Origin of the sequence: Actinokineospora spheciospongiae, assembly GCF_000564855.1 — a bacterium.
In the GTDB taxonomy this organism is placed as follows: domain Bacteria; phylum Actinomycetota; class Actinomycetes; order Mycobacteriales; family Pseudonocardiaceae; genus Actinokineospora; species Actinokineospora spheciospongiae.
Window position 1 is genome coordinate 21,948 of the sequence record NZ_AYXG01000148.1, and the last position, 16,205, is coordinate 38,152.

General features: G+C 72.6%; 16 protein-coding genes. 5 read left to right on the top strand and 11 right to left on the bottom strand.

The window, feature by feature from the left end:
- Positions 1-108: 108 nt before the first annotated feature.
- From UO65_RS19890 to UO65_RS19905, 4 genes are all read left to right on the top strand, one after another.
- Positions 109-1,329, top strand: coding sequence for a CaiB/BaiF CoA transferase family protein (locus UO65_RS19890; protein ID WP_035284830.1), 1,221 nt, complete (start codon positions 109-111; stop codon positions 1,327-1,329).
- Positions 1,326-2,081: an acetoacetate decarboxylase gene (locus tag UO65_RS19895; protein ID WP_411431364.1), complete on the top strand. Its 756-nt coding sequence runs from the start codon at positions 1,326-1,328 to the stop codon at positions 2,079-2,081. The genes UO65_RS19890 and UO65_RS19895 overlap by 4 nt, the downstream gene beginning before the upstream one ends.
- A complete protein-coding gene (locus tag UO65_RS19900) occupies positions 2,078-3,025 on the top strand; it encodes a 3-hydroxyacyl-CoA dehydrogenase NAD-binding domain-containing protein (protein WP_035284831.1) in 948 nt (315 codons plus the stop codon). Before UO65_RS19895 ends, UO65_RS19900 begins: the two co-directional genes overlap by 4 nt.
- 77 nt (positions 3,026-3,102) lie before the next feature.
- A complete protein-coding gene (locus tag UO65_RS19905; RefSeq protein ID WP_035284889.1) occupies positions 3,103-4,266 on the top strand; it encodes an acyl-CoA dehydrogenase family protein in 1,164 nt (387 codons plus the stop codon).
- A gap of 60 nt (positions 4,267-4,326) precedes the next feature.
- Here UO65_RS19905 and UO65_RS19910 read toward each other — a convergent pair whose 3' ends face one another.
- Positions 4,327-4,887 (bottom strand): EF-hand domain-containing protein, encoded by a 561-nt coding sequence (locus UO65_RS19910; protein WP_035284832.1) that lies wholly within the window; start codon positions 4,885-4,887, stop codon positions 4,327-4,329.
- Between the two features lie 157 nt (positions 4,888-5,044).
- Positions 5,045-5,818: an SDR family NAD(P)-dependent oxidoreductase gene (locus UO65_RS19915; RefSeq protein WP_035284833.1), complete on the bottom strand. Its 774-nt coding sequence runs from the start codon at positions 5,816-5,818 to the stop codon at positions 5,045-5,047.
- Positions 5,819-5,979: 161 nt separating this feature from the next.
- Between UO65_RS19915 and UO65_RS19920 the strand changes: the two genes are divergently transcribed.
- Positions 5,980-7,323, top strand: coding sequence for a helix-turn-helix transcriptional regulator (locus tag UO65_RS19920; RefSeq protein WP_084175915.1), 1,344 nt, complete (start codon positions 5,980-5,982; stop codon positions 7,321-7,323).
- Here the strand turns inward: UO65_RS19920 and UO65_RS19925 are convergent.
- The 9 genes from UO65_RS19925 to UO65_RS19965 form a co-directional block, all read right to left on the bottom strand.
- Positions 7,313-8,245, bottom strand: a complete 933-nt coding sequence (locus UO65_RS19925) for an NADP-dependent oxidoreductase (RefSeq protein WP_035284834.1) — start codon at positions 8,243-8,245, stop codon at positions 7,313-7,315. The two genes, UO65_RS19920 and UO65_RS19925, sit on opposite strands and share 11 nt — an antisense overlap.
- An 8-nt stretch (positions 8,246-8,253) precedes the next feature.
- Positions 8,254-8,652 carry a nuclear transport factor 2 family protein gene (locus UO65_RS33470; protein WP_084175918.1) on the bottom strand — a complete coding sequence of 133 codons (399 nt, stop codon included), beginning with the start codon at positions 8,650-8,652 and terminating at the stop codon, positions 8,254-8,256.
- A 66-nt stretch (positions 8,653-8,718) separates the two neighbouring features.
- Positions 8,719-9,741, bottom strand: a complete 1,023-nt coding sequence (locus UO65_RS19935) for a methyltransferase (protein WP_035284835.1) — start codon at positions 9,739-9,741, stop codon at positions 8,719-8,721.
- A 48-nt stretch (positions 9,742-9,789) separates the two neighbouring features.
- Complete coding sequence (locus UO65_RS19940; RefSeq protein WP_035284837.1) at positions 9,790-10,938, bottom strand: acyl-CoA dehydrogenase family protein; 1,149 nt, start codon at positions 10,936-10,938, stop codon at positions 9,790-9,792.
- 39 nt (positions 10,939-10,977) lie between these two features.
- A complete protein-coding gene (locus UO65_RS19945; protein WP_035284843.1) occupies positions 10,978-12,876 on the bottom strand; it encodes a flavin-containing monooxygenase in 1,899 nt (632 codons plus the stop codon).
- On the bottom strand, positions 12,863-13,372 hold the full coding sequence (locus tag UO65_RS19950) for a flavin reductase family protein (protein WP_035284845.1): 510 nt from the start codon (positions 13,370-13,372) through the stop codon (positions 12,863-12,865). The genes UO65_RS19945 and UO65_RS19950 overlap by 14 nt, the downstream gene beginning before the upstream one ends.
- A gap of 15 nt (positions 13,373-13,387) precedes the next feature.
- The gene (locus tag UO65_RS19955) at positions 13,388-13,645 is read right to left on the bottom strand and encodes an acyl carrier protein (RefSeq protein WP_035284847.1); all 258 of its coding nucleotides are present in this window, start codon (positions 13,643-13,645) and stop codon (positions 13,388-13,390) included.
- Complete coding sequence (locus UO65_RS19960) at positions 13,642-14,913, bottom strand: ketosynthase chain-length factor (RefSeq protein ID WP_052021392.1); 1,272 nt, start codon at positions 14,911-14,913, stop codon at positions 13,642-13,644. The genes UO65_RS19955 and UO65_RS19960 overlap by 4 nt, the downstream gene beginning before the upstream one ends.
- Positions 14,910-16,175: a beta-ketoacyl-[acyl-carrier-protein] synthase family protein gene (locus UO65_RS19965; protein WP_035284849.1), complete on the bottom strand. Its 1,266-nt coding sequence runs from the start codon at positions 16,173-16,175 to the stop codon at positions 14,910-14,912. The genes UO65_RS19960 and UO65_RS19965 overlap by 4 nt, the downstream gene beginning before the upstream one ends.
- Positions 16,176-16,205 lie beyond the last annotated feature (30 nt).

Below are 16,205 nucleotides of genomic sequence, written 5' to 3' on the forward strand. Positions count from 1 at the left end.
TCCGCTCGGCGGACCCCTCCCGTCAGGTGAAACCCCCTCGGCGATGTGTCACCGGCCCAGCGCCGGGTAGACGTAGCGGAATGCCGACGTCGAGGAAGAGGGACCGACATGAGCGCAGCCGAGCCCACCGCGGCTCTGCGGGGCATCCGGGTGATCGACATGGCGGCCGTGGTGATGGGCCCGTACGCGGCGCAGATCCTCGGTGACTTCGGCGCCGACGTGATCAAGGTCGAGCCACCGGCCGGGGACATGACGCGCTTCACCCACCCGCAGCGGCACGAGGGCATGGGCGCGCTGGCCCTCAACGTCAACCGCAACAAGCGCAGCCTGTCGCTGGACCTCAAGTCCGCCGAGGGCCGGGAGGTGTTCCTGGACCTGGTGCGCAGCGCCGACGTGCTGATCACCAACACCCGACCGGGCGGGCTGCGGCGGCTGGGGTTGGACTACGAATCGCTCGCCGCGGTCAACCCGAGGCTGGTGTACTGCTCCGCGCAGGGTTTCCGCGGGAACTCGGACCGGGCCGACCACGCGGCCTACGACGAGATCGTGCAGTCCGGGTCCGGCCTCGCCGACCTGATGCGCCGGGCCACCGGGACGCCCACCTACGTGCCGACCATCCTGGCGGACAAGGTGTGCGCGCTGACCATCGTCTACGCCGCGCTGATCGCGGTGATCCACCAGCGCGCCACCGGTGCGGGCCAGCACGTCGAGGTGCCGATGACCGACACCATGCTCGCGTTCAACCTGGTGGAGCACCTGGCCGGGCAGACCTTCGAGCCGCCTGCCGGGCCGGTGGGGTTCCCGCGCTCGCTGTCGGCGGGTCACCGCGCGATGTCCACAGCGGACGGCTGGGCGTGCATCATCCCCTACACCCCCCGCGACATCCGCAACTTCTTCACCGCGATCGACCGGCCCGACCTCGCCGGGGACGAGCGGTTCGCCACCTCCGGGCAGCTCGCCCGGCACTACTCCGACCTCTACGAGCTGATCGAGCAATTGGCGCCGGAGCGGACCACGGCGCAGTGGGCGCGGATCTGCGCCGACAACAGCATCCCCTTCTCCCCCGTGCTCGACCTCGACCACGCCGCCGAGGACCCGTACTTCACCGAGGGCGGTCTGCTGTCGGTGGCCGAGCACCCGACCGAGGGGGCCTACCGCGTGGTCGGCAACCCGCTGGCGTTCTCCGAGACCCCGCCGACGATCCGCAGCCACACCCCGGCGCTCGGCCAGCACACCACCGAACTGCTCACCGAACTCGGCTACGACGCCGAGGCGATCGCCGACCTGGTGGCCAAGTCCGTGGTCGGCACGCCGGGGACCGGCGCGTGAGCACCGGGCGGCTGACGGCCGCGGACATCGTGGCGGCGGGCACCACCCCGCTCACCGCGCCGCCCTACGCGCGGGTCCGCCGCAGGTTCACCGACCGCGAGTACCTCAACGTCGTCTACCGCACCGACCCGGACGCCCTGCGGCGGGTCGTGCCCGAGCCGCTGGAGGTCGAGGACGACCTGGTGCGGTTCGAGGTGATGCGGATGGGCGACGTCCCGGGTTTCGGGCCGTACACCGAGTGCGGGCAGGCGATCCCGGTGTCCTTCGACGGCGAGCGCGGCGAGTACCTGCACGCGATGTACCTCGACAGCTTCGCGGGCACCGCGGCGGGCCGCGAGAGCAGCGCCTACCCGAAGGGGCCGGGCAAGCCCGCGTTGCGGGTCGAAGAAGGGGCGCTGGTCGGCACCCTGGACGTCGGGTCGCTGCGGGTCGCCGCCGCGACCATGGCCTACAAGCACCGGCCGATGGACCTCGCCGAAGCCGGAGCGCAGATCACCGTGCCCACGTTCATGGTCAAGATCGTGGCGGGCTACGGCCCCCGGCCGCAGGTGTGCGACCTGGTGCGCACCCGGATCACCGACGTCGTCGTGCACGAGGCCTGGTCCGGCCCGGCCCGGCTGCACCTGTTCGAGCACGTCCTGGCGCCGCTGGCCGACCTGCCGGTGCGGGAGGTCGTGGCCGCGTCGCACGTGCGCACCGACCTGACCCTGGAACCGGTGCACCCGGTGCACGACTACCTGGAGGACCTGTGAGCGCCGACTCCCCCGGCACGGTCGCGGTGATCGGGGCGGGCACCATCGGGCTGTCCTGGGCCGTCCTGTTCGCCGCGCACGGTTGGTCGGTGCACATCCAGGACCCGCGGCCCGACCTGGAAGAGGCGGTGGCCGGGGGCCTGCGCCAGTTCGCCCCGACGCTGCTCGAACCGGTGGCGGCCGAGGTGCTGGAACGGCGGGTGCGGGTGCACACCGAACTGGGCGCGGCGGTGAACACGGTGGACCTGGTGCAGGAGAACGGCCCCGAGGACCTGGGGTTCAAGCAGCGGCTGTTCGCCGACCTCGCTGCCGCCGCCCCGGCGGGCGCGCTGCTCGCCTCCTCCACCTCCGGCCTGCAACCCAGCGACATCGCCGAACACCTCGCCGACGCCGCCGCCGCGCGCGTGGTGGTGGCCCACCCGTTCAACCCGCCGCACCTGCTGCCGCTGGTGGAGGTCGTGGCGGGCAGCCGGACCTCCCCGGACGCCGTCGAGCGGGCCATGGCCCTGTACCGGGGTCTGGGCAAGGTCCCGGTGCACGTGCGCAAGGAGACGCCCGGGTTCGTCGCCAACCGCCTGCAGTCGGCCATGTTCCGCGAGGCCGTCGACCTGGTGCTGCGCGGCGTGGTCACCCCGGCCGAACTGGACACGGTGGTCACCGAGTCGGTGGGGCCGCGCTGGGCGACCGGCGGCCCGTTCCTGAGCTACCACCTCGGCGGTGGCCCCGGCGGTTTCCGGCACTTCCTGGAACACCTCGGCCCCGGCATGGCCCGCCGCTGGCGCGACCTCGGCACACCCGAACTCACCGACGAGGTCATCGCGCGGCTCGTCGAGGCCACCGAGGGCGCCTACGCCGGGCAGGACTACGCGGACCTGACCCGCGCCAGGGACCTGCGGGAGATCGCCGTCCTCAACGCCCGCGCGCAGGCGCGGACCGACACCTGACCGAGAGGAACACCATGAGCGCCGTGCAGAGCAGCGCGAGCACCTTCCCCCGCAGCGGCGACCGGCACTTCGAGACGCTGACCGGTGACTTCTTCGGCTTCGAGAACCTGCTCGCGGAGGACGAGCGCGACATCGTCATGCGGGTGCGGGAGTTCCTGCGCACCGAGGTCGAACCGATCGCCAACGACCACTGGTCCCGCGCGGAGTTCCCCTTCCAGATCATCGACGGCCTGCGCGCCCTGGACATCGCGGGCCTGCGGTACGAGGGCCTGGCCGCGCACTACGGCACCCGGCTGCTCAGCGGCTTCCTCGCGCTGGAGATCAGCAGGGCCGACCCGTCGATCAACACCTTCTACGGCGTGCACACCGGTCTGGCGATGGGCAGCATCAACCGGTGCGGCTCCGACGAGCAGCGCGAGCGCTGGCTGCCCGCGATGGCCCGGATGGAGAAGATCGGGGCCTTCGCGCTCACCGAACCGCACGGCGGCTCCGACGTGGCGGGCGGCCTGGAGACCACGGCCCGCCGCGAGGGCGACGAGTGGGTGCTCAACGGGGAGAAGCGGTGGATCGGCAACGCCACCTTCGCCGACCTCGTCGTGGTCTGGGCCCGGGACGAGGCCGACCACCACGTCAAGGGGTTCGTCGTGGCGAAGGGCACCCCCGGCTTCTCCGCCACCAAGATCGAGGACAAGGTGGCCCTGCGCACGGTGCAGAACGCCGACATCGTGCTGACCGACTGCCGGGTCGCCGAGCGGGACCGGTTGCAGCGCGCCGAGAGCTTCCGCGACACCGGCGACGTGCTGCGGCTGACCCGCGGCGGGGTCGCCTGGGGCGCGGTCGGCTGCATGATGGCCGCCTACGAACTGGCCCTGGCCTACGCCACCGAGCGGGTCCAGTTCGGCCGCCCGATCGCCAAGTTCCAGCTCATCCAGGACCACCTGGCCACCATGGTCGGCAACGTCACCTCCTCGCTCGCCCTCGTGGTCAGCCTGGCCCAGTTGCAGGACCACGGCGTCAACAAGGACGAGCACTCCGCCCTGGTGAAGTCCGTGGTCACCACCCGCATGCGGGAGACCGTGGCGCTGGCCAGGGAAGTGCTGGGCGGCAACGGAATCCTGCTCACCAACAACGTGGCCCGCTTCTTCGCCGACGCGGAGGCGCTCTACTCCTACGAGGGCACCCGCGAGATCAACCAGCTCATCGTGGGCCGGGCGATCACCGGCATGGGCGCCTTCGTCTGACCGGCCCGGCCGGGCGCCGACCCCGCCGCCGGGGACGGGGTCGGCCACCCGCGGGTCGGATCAGGCGAAGGACCGCCCCATCCACCAGTTGCCCGGGGCACCCGGGTCGGTGCTCGACCAGAACTCCACGCAGGCGCTGGTGAACTCCTCGGCGGTGAGGTGGCCGTCGCCGTCGATGTCGAGGTGCGCGAACGCCTCGGTGGCCTCGGCCTCGGTCAGGCCGGGGAAGTGCCCGCGCTGGAACGCCAGGTACTCGGCGGGGCTCACCCGGCCGTCGGCGTCGGTGTCGGCCACGGCGAGGAACGCCCGGGCCAGCGCGCCCACGCTCGCCCGCGCGGCCTCCGGGTCGTCGGTCAGCGAACCGGTGGAGGCCAGGAACTGCTCGCGCGAGATCGAGGTCCCCCCGCCGGGGATGTGCGGCAGGTGCAGCTCGCGCCACACCCGCAGGTAGGCGTCGACGATCTCCTGCTCCTTCGGCGAACCGGGGGCGTGCCCGAGGGCCTCGGCGGCCCGCTTGCCCATCAGGACGTGGTCCTGCTCGGTGAGCAGACCGTCCCCGTCGACGTCCAGGTGGTCGAACCCGTGGTTGATCTTGGCTTTGAGCAGGTCGTTGACCGGCATGGGGCCTCCGTACGCGATCGGTTGGCGGACGGCACACAGGATGGTGCCGCCGGTCGCGGCCGGACAACGGCCGATCGGGTTCCCGGGCGCCCCGATCGGGTGGACGTGGCTCCGACAGCCGGGCGCGGCCGGTCGGCCGGTCCGCACCGGGGCGGGATCACCAGGGCACGACCACGTCCACCGAACCGTCACCGTCACCACTGCCCCGGAACGATCCGGTGGGACCGTCCTCGGGCAGCAGGGCCAGTCGGACCGGGACTTCGGCACCCTGCTCCGGGGTGAGCACGCCGCGGCTGAAGGGCGAGCGGGAGTTGAGGTCGGTGGCGACCAGGCCGGGGTTGGCCGCGTTGACCTTGATGCCCGCTCCGCGCAGCGCGTTCGCGTACACGAGGGTGACCGCGTTGAGGGCCGCCTTGGAGGAGCTGTAGGGCAGCAGGCCGCGGGTGGAGATGGGGTTCTCCGGGTCGCTGAGCAGGCTCAGCGACCCCAGCGGGCTGGAGATGTTCACCACCCGCGCGTTGGCCGAGCGGCTGAGCAGCGGGATGAACGCGTTGGTCACCGCGACCGTGCCGAACACGTTGACCTCGAACGCGGCGCGCATGTGCTCCGCGGTGATCTCCGCCGTGGGGATTCCCCACTCGACCACGACCCCGGCGTTGTTGACCAGGACGTCGAGCCTGCCGTGCTCGGTCCCGATCCGCTCGGCGGCCGCCTCGACCTCCTCCTGGACCGTCACGTCGATCCGGGTGAACCGGGCGTCGAGCCCATCGGCCCGGAGTTCCCGCTCGGCCGCGCGGCCCCGCTCCTGGTCCCTGGCCCCGAGGTGGACGGTCATCCCCACCTCGCCGAGCCGCCGGGCGATCCGCAGCCCGATCCCCTTGTTCGCACCTGTCACCAGGGCCACCTCACCCCGGTACGGACCGTCGATCATCGCGTGGCCTTCCTCTGGAATCCCCCGGAACGCGCAGGGGTCACCCCTCCTGCGAACACGAGTCCACCAGTGGAGAAGCGGCCAGGCCACTAGCCTTCCGACTGGTTTAACCTAACCGGAAGAGTGGTGAGCGGTGAGCCGTGGGTAACTAGCATGAACCCATGACACCAGGGGGATGGGCGGAACCACAGCGGGTGCTGGCCGCGGCGGGCCAGGTGCTGCGGGCGCCGCTGCGGCAGATCCTCGCGACCCTGTCCGAGGTCACCGCGGACTTCCTCCCGCACACCGCCCTGGTGATGCTCTCCGGCGACTGCCCCAAGACACCGATGTGGGCGCACGGGGACGCCGCGCTCGTCGGCGAGGTGACCACCGTCGAGCTGACCAGGCTCTCCACCCTCGTCGACGTCGGCACCCCCTGGGTCGGGGAAGCCACCCTCGCGGGCTCCCCCCGGCCCGTCCTCGCGGTGGCCTCGGCGCCGTCGGGTTCCGCCGGGGCACTGCTGGCCGTGCTCACCACCGGCGACCACCCGGCCGCCGCTCCCCCGGTGGTGCAGGCGCTGTGGGACCTGGTCACCAGCCGCATCCTTGACCTGCTGCCCGCGGCGGTGCCGGTCAGCACGCCGTGGATCGCCAACAGCGAGCGGGCCAGGGTCATCGCGGGCCTGACCGACGCGCACGCCACCACGCTGACGGCCCTGCTGGGCGTGCTGCGCAGCCGCGGCCTCGACGACCGGACCGCGCGCCGGACGGCCGTCGACCTCGTGGCCTCGGCGATGGTCGAACTGCGGGCCACCGACGACGACGACCCGGCGCCGCACGAGGAGGTGGTCGGCGACGCATACGGCAGGCTCTCCGACATGCTGGGCCTGCTGTCGCGCTACGGCGGCGTGGCCCTGGACTTCTCCCCCGTGGCCTGCCGGAACCGGCTGATCCCCGCCGACATCGCCCGCACCGCCCGCGCGGTCATCCGCGGCACCGTGCTGACCATGCTCGAACAGGGCGGGGTCAACCGCATCCGGGTCTGCTGGGAGGTCGAGGACACCGAGCTGCGCAGCACGGTGCGCGACGACGGCCCGGGGACGCTGGCCGCGGAGGCGCTCACCGTGCACCGCCTCACCGACCGGGTGGCGGCGCACAACGGCAGCCTGCACGTCGACTCGGTCCCGGAGTGGGGCACGATCGTGACCGTGCGGCTCCCGCTGGCCGCCCCCGACCTGTCCCACGGCGACCAACCCCTGGGCGTGCTCAACCCGAGGGAGTTGGACGTGCTGGAACACCTGGTCAACGGGCACCGCAACCGGGTGATCGCCGAGCACCTGCACATCAGCGAGCACACGGTGAAGTTCCACGTGGCGAAGATCCTCAAGAAGCTCGACGTCGACTCCCGCGGCGAGGCCGCCGCGGTCGCCAGGGCCGCGGGCTTCCCCGCCGAGCCCTCGCTGGTGGGCTCGCCGAACCTGCCCGCGCAGGCCGCGTGGCCCACCCCGAGCCGCTTCACGTCCTGAGCACGACCTTGCCCAGGGCGGACCCGGTGGCGATCAGTTCGTGGGCGCGCGCGGCGTCGGCCAGCGCGACGACGTGCCCGACGTGGACCCGCAGCCGCCCGGAGTCCACCAGGTCCGCGAGCGCCGCCAACCCCGCGCTGTCCGGTTCCGCGGTGACGCCCGCGAACCGCAGGCCGCGCCCGGCCGCGCGCGCGGCCAGCCCGGCGTCGGTCATCTCCACGATGGTCACCAGCAGCCCGCCGGGCCGCAGCACGTCCAGCGACCGGACCGCGGTGTCACCGCCCACCGTGTCCAGCACGACGTCCACCCCCGCGACCACCTCGGCGAAGTCGGCGGCGCGGTGGTCGATCACCTCGTCGGCCCCCAGGTCCCGGACGAAGTCGTGCTTGGCGGCGCTCGCCGTGGCGATGACCGTGGCGCCCCTGGCCCTGGCGACCTGGACCGCCAGGTGGCCCACCCCGCCACCGCCGCCGTGGACCAGGACGGTCTGACCGCGGCGGACACCGGCGGTGTCCACCAGCGCCTGCCACGCGGTCAGCCCGGCGAGCGGCAGCCCCGCGGCCCGCACGTGGTCGATCGTCGCGGGTTTGCGGGCCAGTTGCCTCGACGGCGCCGTGACGTACTCGGCGTACCCGTTGGCGGCGCGCGGAATCCACGGCATCCCGTAGACCTCGTCGCCGGGGGCGAACCGGTTCACCCCCGGCGAAACGGACTCGACCACCCCGGAGACGTCCCAGCCGACGGTGAACGGCGGCTCGCCGAGCAGGGGGATCGCCCCGGAGCGCACGTGGGCGTCGATCGGGTTGACCCCGGCGGCGACCACCCGGACGAGCACCTCGTTCAGCAGCGGCCGGGGCCGGTCCACCTCGGTGAGTTCCAGGACGTCCGGCCCGCCGAACGACCGCTGGGTGACCGCGCGCATCGTGCTCGTCACCGGACCCCCTGCACCAGTTCGTCGAGGGTGGCGCCCTCGGGGACCGCCTGCCCCACGTCCCAGTGCTCCACCAGCAGGCCGTCGCGGACCCGCCAGATGTCCACCACGATCACCGGCGGCACGCCGGGCGCGACCCGGATGACACCGTGGGTCCAGACCAGGTCGTCCTCCGCGACCGCGCGCAGGACCGTCAGCGAGAAGTCGGGGAACGGGGTCGCCGCCATCTCCTTGAACGTCTCCACCGTCCGCTCCCTGCCGACCCCGACCCCGTGGTGGTGGTTGGCGAAGTCCTCGGCGAGCATCAGCTTCGCGTTGTCGAAGTCCTTCTTGTTGTAGAACGCGTCGATGTAGTCCGCGACGAGCTTCTTGTTCGCCACAAGGGAATCGGATGACATGCGGGTCTCCTCGTTCGGGGGTGCGGGGTGGGAGCGACCGTACCGGGAACGGTGCGCTCGGAAGGGCTATTTGATCCCGATGACGATGGAATCGGGCCCGATCAGGTGTTCCGACCACGAACGGCTGAACCCCGCCTCGGCCATCCAGCCCGTGCACTCGGCCGCGGTGTAGCCGAAGCCGCCGTCGGTGACCACCAGCATGGTCAGGCTCATCAGCAGTGCGAACGCGTTCTCCGAGCGGTCGTCGTCGACGAGCGAGTCGTAGACGATCACCGCGCCGCCCTCGGGGAGCGCGTCCCACGCCTTCCGCAGCAGGAGCTTCTTCTTCTCCAGGTCCCAGTTGTGCAGGACGTGGCCGAAGGTGATGACGTCGGCGCGCGGGAAGTCGTCGGTGAAGAAGTCGCCGCCGACGAACGCCAGCCGGTCCCGCAGCCCGTTCTCCGCCGCGTACTCCTCGAACACGGGCGCGGCAGCGGGCAGGTCGAAGCCGATCCCGCTCAGGTGGGGGTTGGCCAGCAGGACCTGGACCACCAGGTCCCCCTGCGCGGTACCCAGGTCGGCGACGGTCCCGTAGTCCTTCCAGGGCACCTGCCGGGCGATCCTGGTGTTCGCCGCGTGGCTGATCCCGGTCATGGACGCGAGGAACTGCTTGAGCCGCACCGGGTCGGCGTAGAGCGCGTCGTAGGTGTCGAGGTCACCGTCGGCGGACTCGTCGTGCGCGGCGCCGGTCCGCAGCGAGTCGGTGAGGTCGGCCCAGATGCGGTAGAGCCGCCCGTTGGCCATGTCCAGCATGCCGCCCGAGTGCGCGTAGGCGGGCTTGGCGCGGTCGAGGTGGGCGGCTGTCTCCTCGGTGTTGTGGTAGACGTCGTCGACCCGGCGCAGGAACCCGAGGGCCACCAGCGCGTCGAGGAAGTCGCGCGCCCCGCGCGGGTGCAGGCCCAGCCGCTCGCGCAGTTCGACGAGACCGGCCGGTCGCACGGCCAGTTCGGTGAACACACCGAGTTCGACGGCGCTCAGCAGCGTCTTCGACGCCTGGAACCCCATGCCGGTCCGCATGATCGCCTCGGCGGTGGGCTGTGGTCGGGTCATCCTGTTCTCCTCGGGTCGTCGATCGGGGTGGCTGTGCCCGGCGTGCGGTCAGCCCGCGGGCTCGCAGGCGGTCCTGGTGTAGTTGCGGGCGGCGGGCTCGAACTGGAGCGCCTGGTGCGTGGAGATCGAGTTGACGTCGCGCCAGAGCCGCTGGAGCAGGCCGTCGGCCACCTGGCCGCCGGTCCCCGCGGCGCGGAAGATCCGGTTGACCGCCCCGGTGAGCACGTCGATGGCGAACGCGGCGTCGCGGGCGCCGCGGGCGACCTCCGCGGGGGTGACGTCCCCCCGGTCGGCCACGTCGGCGATGCGCTCCAGCAGCAGCCCGACGGCATCGATCTCGGCGGACGAGCGCGCCAGCACGGATTCCCAGGTGGCCAGGTTCCCCTGCGCCCCGGGCGCCCCCGGGAGAACCGGCGCGTCGCGGACCTTGCGGGCGACGTGGGCGGACAGCAGCGCGAGGGCACCGCGCGCCGCACCGAGCGCGGGGACGACGAAGGTCAGGCCGTTGACCGCGGGCAGCGGTGCGACGGGGGCGGCCGGTTCACCAGCCGGGTCCACCGGGCGACCCGCGAACACGGTCTCCCGACCCACGACCCGGTGCGCGGGGACGAAGACGTCCTCCAGCACGGCAGTGTTGCTGCCGGTCGCCTGCATCCCCACGCTGAACCAGGTCTCCTCCACCCGGCACGCCTCCCGCGGCACGGCCACCAGCTTCAACACGGGCTCCCCGTCGACCAGCACCTTCGCGCACAGGACCGCCCACTCGGCGAACTCGATCCCGCTCAGGTACGGCCACCGGCCCGACACCCGCCAGCCGCCCCGTTCGGCGACGGCCTCGCCGAACGGGAGCACCGAGCAGACCACGGCGGTGTCCGGCCCGTCGGCCCAGAACTCGCGCCGCGCCGCCTGCGGGAACAGCGCGAGGAACCTGGGGGTGCTCGCGAAGAGGGACGCGCACCAAGCCGTGGCGGGGCACCGCTCACCGATCAGCGCGACCGCGGGCAGCAGTTGCCGGAACGTGCCGTCCCGCCCGCCGAAACCGGCCGGGACGAAGTGCCGCAGGAAGCCCGCTCCGAGCACGGCCTCGAACACCTCCGGGCCGAGCCGCCGCTGCCGGTACATCTCGGCGGAGAGCCCGGACGCGACCTCGGCGACGTCCACCGCGGCGGTGGAGAGGGGAACCTCGTTTTCCGGCATCTGCTGTGTCCTCGTCCTTCTGGCGCGGGAATGGCTCTTTCACGACAGTTCGTGGTCATCGGGGTCCACCTCGTGGGTGCGCTGCCAGTACTCCTGCGCGGAATAGGGCCAGTTCACCGCCGAACGCCCGCCCTCGTTGTACCAACCGCCCACCTTCGACCAGCCCCACGCGCGGTTCCGGTTCCCCGAGTCGATCCACTCGTTGTAGCGGTCGTGGACGTCGCGGCGCACCTGGATCGCGCTCTTGCCGCTCTCCAGCAGCAACCGGATCGCGTCGAGGACGTACGACGTCGCGCACTCGGAGAAGTAGACGATGCTGCCGCCCTGACCGACCAGGTTGGTGTTGGGGCCGTAGAGGCAGAACAGGTTGGGGAAGTCCGGCACCGCGATGCCGAGGTAGGCGCGCGGTGCGCCGTTCCAGGTCTCGTGCAGGTCGACGCCCGCCCGCCCGGTCACCACCATCGGGGCCAGGAAGTGCGACGCCCGGAACCCGGTGGCGAAGACCAGCACGTCGACGTCGACGGCCGCACCGCCCGCGACCACCCCGGTCGGGGTGATCCGCTCGATGGGTTCGGTCACCAGCCGCACGTCGTCCCGCTTCAGCGTGGCGATCCAGCGGCCGTTGTCCCGGAGGACGCGCTTGGCGCCGACCGGGTACCTCGGGATCACGGCGTCCCGGAGTTCCGGCGCGTCGGCCAACTGCGCTTCCATGGCCGCGGCCAGGCCCGCCCGCAGGTCCTCGTTCAGCGCCGAGACCGCGCGCTCCGTCGGCGGGTGGTCCGGGTCGACGACCCACCCCTCCAGGATTCCCCGCAACCCGGGGGCGAAGAGCCAGAACCGGTGCCACCGGCCGTAGTGGGGCAGGTGGCGGTGGAGCCAGTGCGCGCCCGCGGGCACCGGGTCGTGGTAGTGCGGGGTCGGGCGCAACCACGGCGGGGTGCGCTGGAACACGACCACCTCGGCCGCCACCCCGGCGATCTCCGGGATGAACTGGTAGGCGCTCGCCCCGGTCCCGATCACGGCGACGCGCTTGCCCGCCAGGTCGACCGAGTGGTCCCAGGCCGCCGAGTGGAACGCGGTCCCGGCGAACGCGTCGCGGCCGGGGATGTCCGGGGTGCTCGGCCGGTTGAGCTGCCCCACCGCGCTGATGACGACGTTGCAGGTGTCCGTCCGCTCCCCGTCGGGCCCGCTCGTGCCCAGGTGCCACAGGGAGTCCCGCTCGTCCCAGCGCATCGTGCCCACCTCGACGCCGTACCGGACGTGCTCGCCGACGCCGGACTCCTCCGCGAACGCCCGGAGGTAGTCCAGCACGTCGTCGCGGGTGCTGAAGTGGTCGGGCCAGTCGGCCCTCGGGGCGAACGAGTAGTCGTAGAGGTGGCTGGCCACGTCGGTGCGGCAACCGGGGTAGGTGTTCTCGAACCACGTCCCGCCGAGGTCGGGGTTCTTCTCGTAGACCACGAAGGGCACCCCGGCCTCGGCGAGGCGGCGGGCCGCGAGCAACCCGCTGAAACCGGCACCGATGACGGCGACGCGGAAGCCCGCCGGCGGCGAGAGTTCGGCGAAGGTCCAGCGGGGCGCTCGCGGGTCCTCGCCGGGGAGCGCGAACCCCTCGGCGAGCAGTGGCAGCAGTTCCGCGGTGTCGGTCCCCATGGCCCACGTGGTGATCGCGCGCAACAGGTCGTCGCCCGGGGGCCGCACCTCCTGCCCACGGAGCCGGCGAAGCGCCAGGAACGCCCTCTCCCGCAGCGATTCCTGTTGTTCCGGGGTCAGCCCGCCCTGGGGCGCGAACAGCCACCCCGGGCTCCGGGGGAGTTCGCCCAGCAGCGACACGTCCCCGGTCAGGTGGGCGACGGTCATCACCAGCGCCGGGATCTCCGCGTCCACCAGGTGCTCGCGCAGGGTGTCCTCGTCGAGGTCGGGGAAACTAGCCCGTGCCACGGGTTCCACCTCCCGCCGTGACCGGGTTCGGGTCGAGCGTGGCGAACCGGCGGTCGAAGTAGATCGCGGGTGGGCCCGCGGCGGCCAGCACCTGGTCGACGACCTCCCCGACGACGATCACGTGGTCCCCCGCGTCGTGCCGCTGGTGCGTCCGGCACTCGACGGCGCCCAACGCGTCCTCGACGATCGGCGCCCGGTCGTCGGCGGGCGCGAAACCGCCCCCCGCGAACTTGTCGGCCAGCCTGGTGGCGAACCGGCGGGCGAGGTCGGTCTGCTCCGCGCGCAGGATGCTGACCGCGAACCGCTCCGCGCGGGCGAAGACCGGGAAGCACCTCGACGACCTGGCCAGGCACACCAGGACCAGCGGCGGGGTGAGCGAGACCGAGCAGAAGGAACTGACGGTCATGCCGTGCGGGGTGCCGTGCTCGTCGCGGGTCGTGACGATGGCGACCCCGGCGGGGAGCCGGGCGAGCACGTCCTTGAAGTCGTCGGCCATGGCCTGCCCGCCCGGTCAGCTCGTCCGCACGAGGGCGTCGTTGACCAGGTCGAGCACCTCGCGCGGGGTGCGCAGTTCGGCCATGCGCTCCTCGGGGACCCGCACCCCGTACTCCGCCTCGATCCTGGCCGCGGTCTCCATCAGCGCGAGGGAGTCGTAGCCGAACTCCTCGAAGTCCCGGTCCTGGCGGTCGGCGGTCAGCGCCTCGCCGTCGGCCTCGCCCGCGCACTCGACCAGCACGCGGCGGAGGTCGTCGATGGTCATCCTGCTCATGTTCGCTCCTGTGGTTGTCGCGGTCTCCGCGGCGCCGGGGTGCGCGGTCCGGGCACCGCGCGGACGACGACAGCGGAGTTGAACCCCCACCGGCCCCTGGCCAGCACCAGGGCGGTGGTCACCTCGTGGTGGCGGGGAACCCCGCGCACCAGGTCGATCCGGTAGTCCTCCGGCACCTCGGCGGTGCCGGGTGTCGGTGGGATCACCCCGTCCCGGATGGACAGCAGGGCGTCGGCGACGTCGACCGGGCCGCCACCGGAGTACATCCGGCCGGTCAGCGCCTTCGGCGCGGTGACGGGCACCGCGAACGGCCCGAACAGCCCGCTGATGGCGGCGGCCTCGGCGCGGTCCAGCTCGGGCACCCCGGAGGCGTCGGCGAACACCACGTCGACCTGGTCCGGGGTGAGGCCCGCGTCGGCGAGCGCCGACTCCGCCGCCCGGCGCAGCCCCGGCGGTCGCGGCGAACCGGGCGGCGGGTCGAACGTCGTGGCGTAGCCCGCGATCTCGCCGTAGACCTGCCGCGCTCCCCTGGCCGCCGCGGCGGACGCGGTCTCCAGGACGAGGATCGCCCCGCCCTCGCCGGGGACGTACCCGCAGGCGTCGACGTCGAAGGGGCGGTAGGCGCGGTGCGCGTCGGTCGCGGTGCTGAGCCGCCCACTGGCGATCTGCGCCACCCAGCCCCACGGGTCGAGGGCCGAGTCGACGCCCCCGGTGACCACCATCGGGGTGCCCCGCCGGATGGTCCGGCGGGCGTGGCCGATGGCGTCGAGTCCGCCCGCCTGTTCGGCGACCAGCGCGGAACTGGGTCCGCGGAACTGATTGCGGATGGAGATCTGACCCGTGTTCACCGCGTAGAACCAGGCGAAGGACTCGTAGACGCTCACCGCGGCGGACCCCCGGGTCCACAGCTTCCGGAACTCCCGGTGGGTGAACTCGAAACCACCGGTGGCGTTGGAGGTGACCACACCCGTGTCGTAGTCGGCGAAGAACCCCTCGTCGATCTCCGCGTCCGCCAGCGCCCAATCCGCGGCCACCAGCGCGAGCTGGGTGGAGATGTCGGTCTGCGGCAGCAGCCTGCTCGGCAGGTGCCGCGCCGCGTCGAAGTCGTCGACCTGACCGGCCAGCCGGACCGGGTACCGCGAGACGTCGAACCGCGACAGGGTGGCGATCCCGCTGCGGCCCGCCAGCGTCGCCGCCCAGTGCTGCTCCAGCCCGGACCCGTTCGGTGCCAGCAGGCCGATCCCGGTGACGTAGACCCCCTCGCTCACCTGGACCCCCCGGTCCGGCGCAGGACCATCGCGCTCTGGAAGCCGCCGAAGCCGCTGCCGACGGTGAGCACGCTGTCCAGCCTCTTCTGCCGGGCGGTCAGCGGGACGTAGTCGAGGTCGCACTCCGGGTCGGGCACGCGCAGGTTCGCCGTCGGCGGCACCACGTCGTTCACCATGGCCAGGGCGCAAGCGGCGATCTCGATCGAGCCGATCGCGCCGAGCGAGTGCCCGACCATCGACTTGATCGAGCTGATCGGCGTCCGCCGGGCGTGCTCGCCGAGGCTGCGCTTGTACGCCGCGGTCTCGTGGCGGTCGTTCTGCTTGGTGCCGGACCCGTGCGCGTTGATGTAGTCGATCGCCGTCGGGTCGATCCTGGCCTCGTCGAGCGCCACCGTCACGGCCTCGGCGAGTTCGCGGCCGTCGGTCTTCAACCCGGTCATGTGGTAGGCGTTGCACCGCGTCGCGTAGCCGGAGATCTCGGCGTAGACGCGCGCGCCGCGCCGCCTGGCGCGCTCGTGCTCCTCCAGGACGAACACGGCGGCGCCCTCGGCGAGGACGAACCCGGTGCGGGTCCGGTCGAACGGCCGCGAGGCGTGCTCCGGGTCGTCGTTGTTCGGCGTGGTCGCCTTGATCGCGTCGAAGCAGGCGACAACGATCGGGGTGATCGGCGTGTCCGAGGCCCCGGCCAGCACCACGTCGGCGCTGCCCTCGCGGATCAACTGGCACCCGTGGCCCACCGAGTCGATGCCCGAGGTGCACCCGTTGGACACCATGGTCACCGGGCCCTCCGCACCGACGGTCCAGGCCACCTCGGCGGGCATCGCGCTCGGGACCAGGTAGTCGAACATGTGCGGGGACAGGTTGGTGTGGTCGACCAGCCAGTTGCGGCCGCTGTCGGACAGCACCAGGTACTCCTGTTCGAGGCTGGTCGCCGAGGCCACCGCGCTGCCGAGGCTGACCCCCACCCTGGTGGGGTCGAAGTCCTCGAACTCCAGGCCGCTGTCGGCCACCGCCTCCCCGGCGCACACGACGGCGAGCTGCGCGGCCCGGTCCATCCGGCGGACCTCCAGCGGGGACAGCCCCTCGTGCTCGGGGGCGAAGTCCACCTCCCCCGCGACCCGGGACCGGTAGGCCGACGGGTCGAAGAAGGAGATCCGGCGCGTGGCGGTGCGCCCCGCGGTCAACAGGTCGAGGAATTCCTTCGTCCCGTTGGCACCCGGCGTGCGCACCCCGATGCCGGTGATCACCACCCGGCGGTTCACCGCGCACCACCCGGTGGCACCTGAGCTGTT

Bases quoted from the DNA above. Each gene is read 5' to 3' on its own strand.
- UO65_RS19940 (WP_035284837.1), bottom strand. From the start codon at position 10,938: ATGCCGGAAAACGAGGTTCCCCTCTCCACCGCCGCGGTGGACGTCGCC.
- UO65_RS19950 (WP_035284845.1), bottom strand. From the start codon at position 13,372: ATGGCCGACGACTTCAAGGACGTGCTCGCCCGGCTCCCCGCCGGGGTC.
- UO65_RS19920 (WP_084175915.1), top strand. From the start codon at position 5,980: ATGACACCAGGGGGATGGGCGGAACCACAGCGGGTGCTGGCCGCGGCG.
- UO65_RS19935 (WP_035284835.1), bottom strand. From the start codon at position 9,741: ATGACCCGACCACAGCCCACCGCCGAGGCGATCATGCGGACCGGCATG.
- UO65_RS19915 (WP_035284833.1), bottom strand. From the start codon at position 5,818: ATGATCGACGGTCCGTACCGGGGTGAGGTGGCCCTGGTGACAGGTGCG.
- UO65_RS19925 (WP_035284834.1), bottom strand. From the start codon at position 8,245: ATGCGCGCGGTCACCCAGCGGTCGTTCGGCGGGCCGGACGTCCTGGAA.
- UO65_RS19890 (WP_035284830.1), top strand. From the start codon at position 109: ATGAGCGCAGCCGAGCCCACCGCGGCTCTGCGGGGCATCCGGGTGATC.
- UO65_RS33470 (WP_084175918.1), bottom strand. From the start codon at position 8,652: ATGTCATCCGATTCCCTTGTGGCGAACAAGAAGCTCGTCGCGGACTAC.
- UO65_RS19955 (WP_035284847.1), bottom strand. From the start codon at position 13,645: ATGAGCAGGATGACCATCGACGACCTCCGCCGCGTGCTGGTCGAGTGC.
- UO65_RS19910 (WP_035284832.1), bottom strand. From the start codon at position 4,887: ATGCCGGTCAACGACCTGCTCAAAGCCAAGATCAACCACGGGTTCGAC.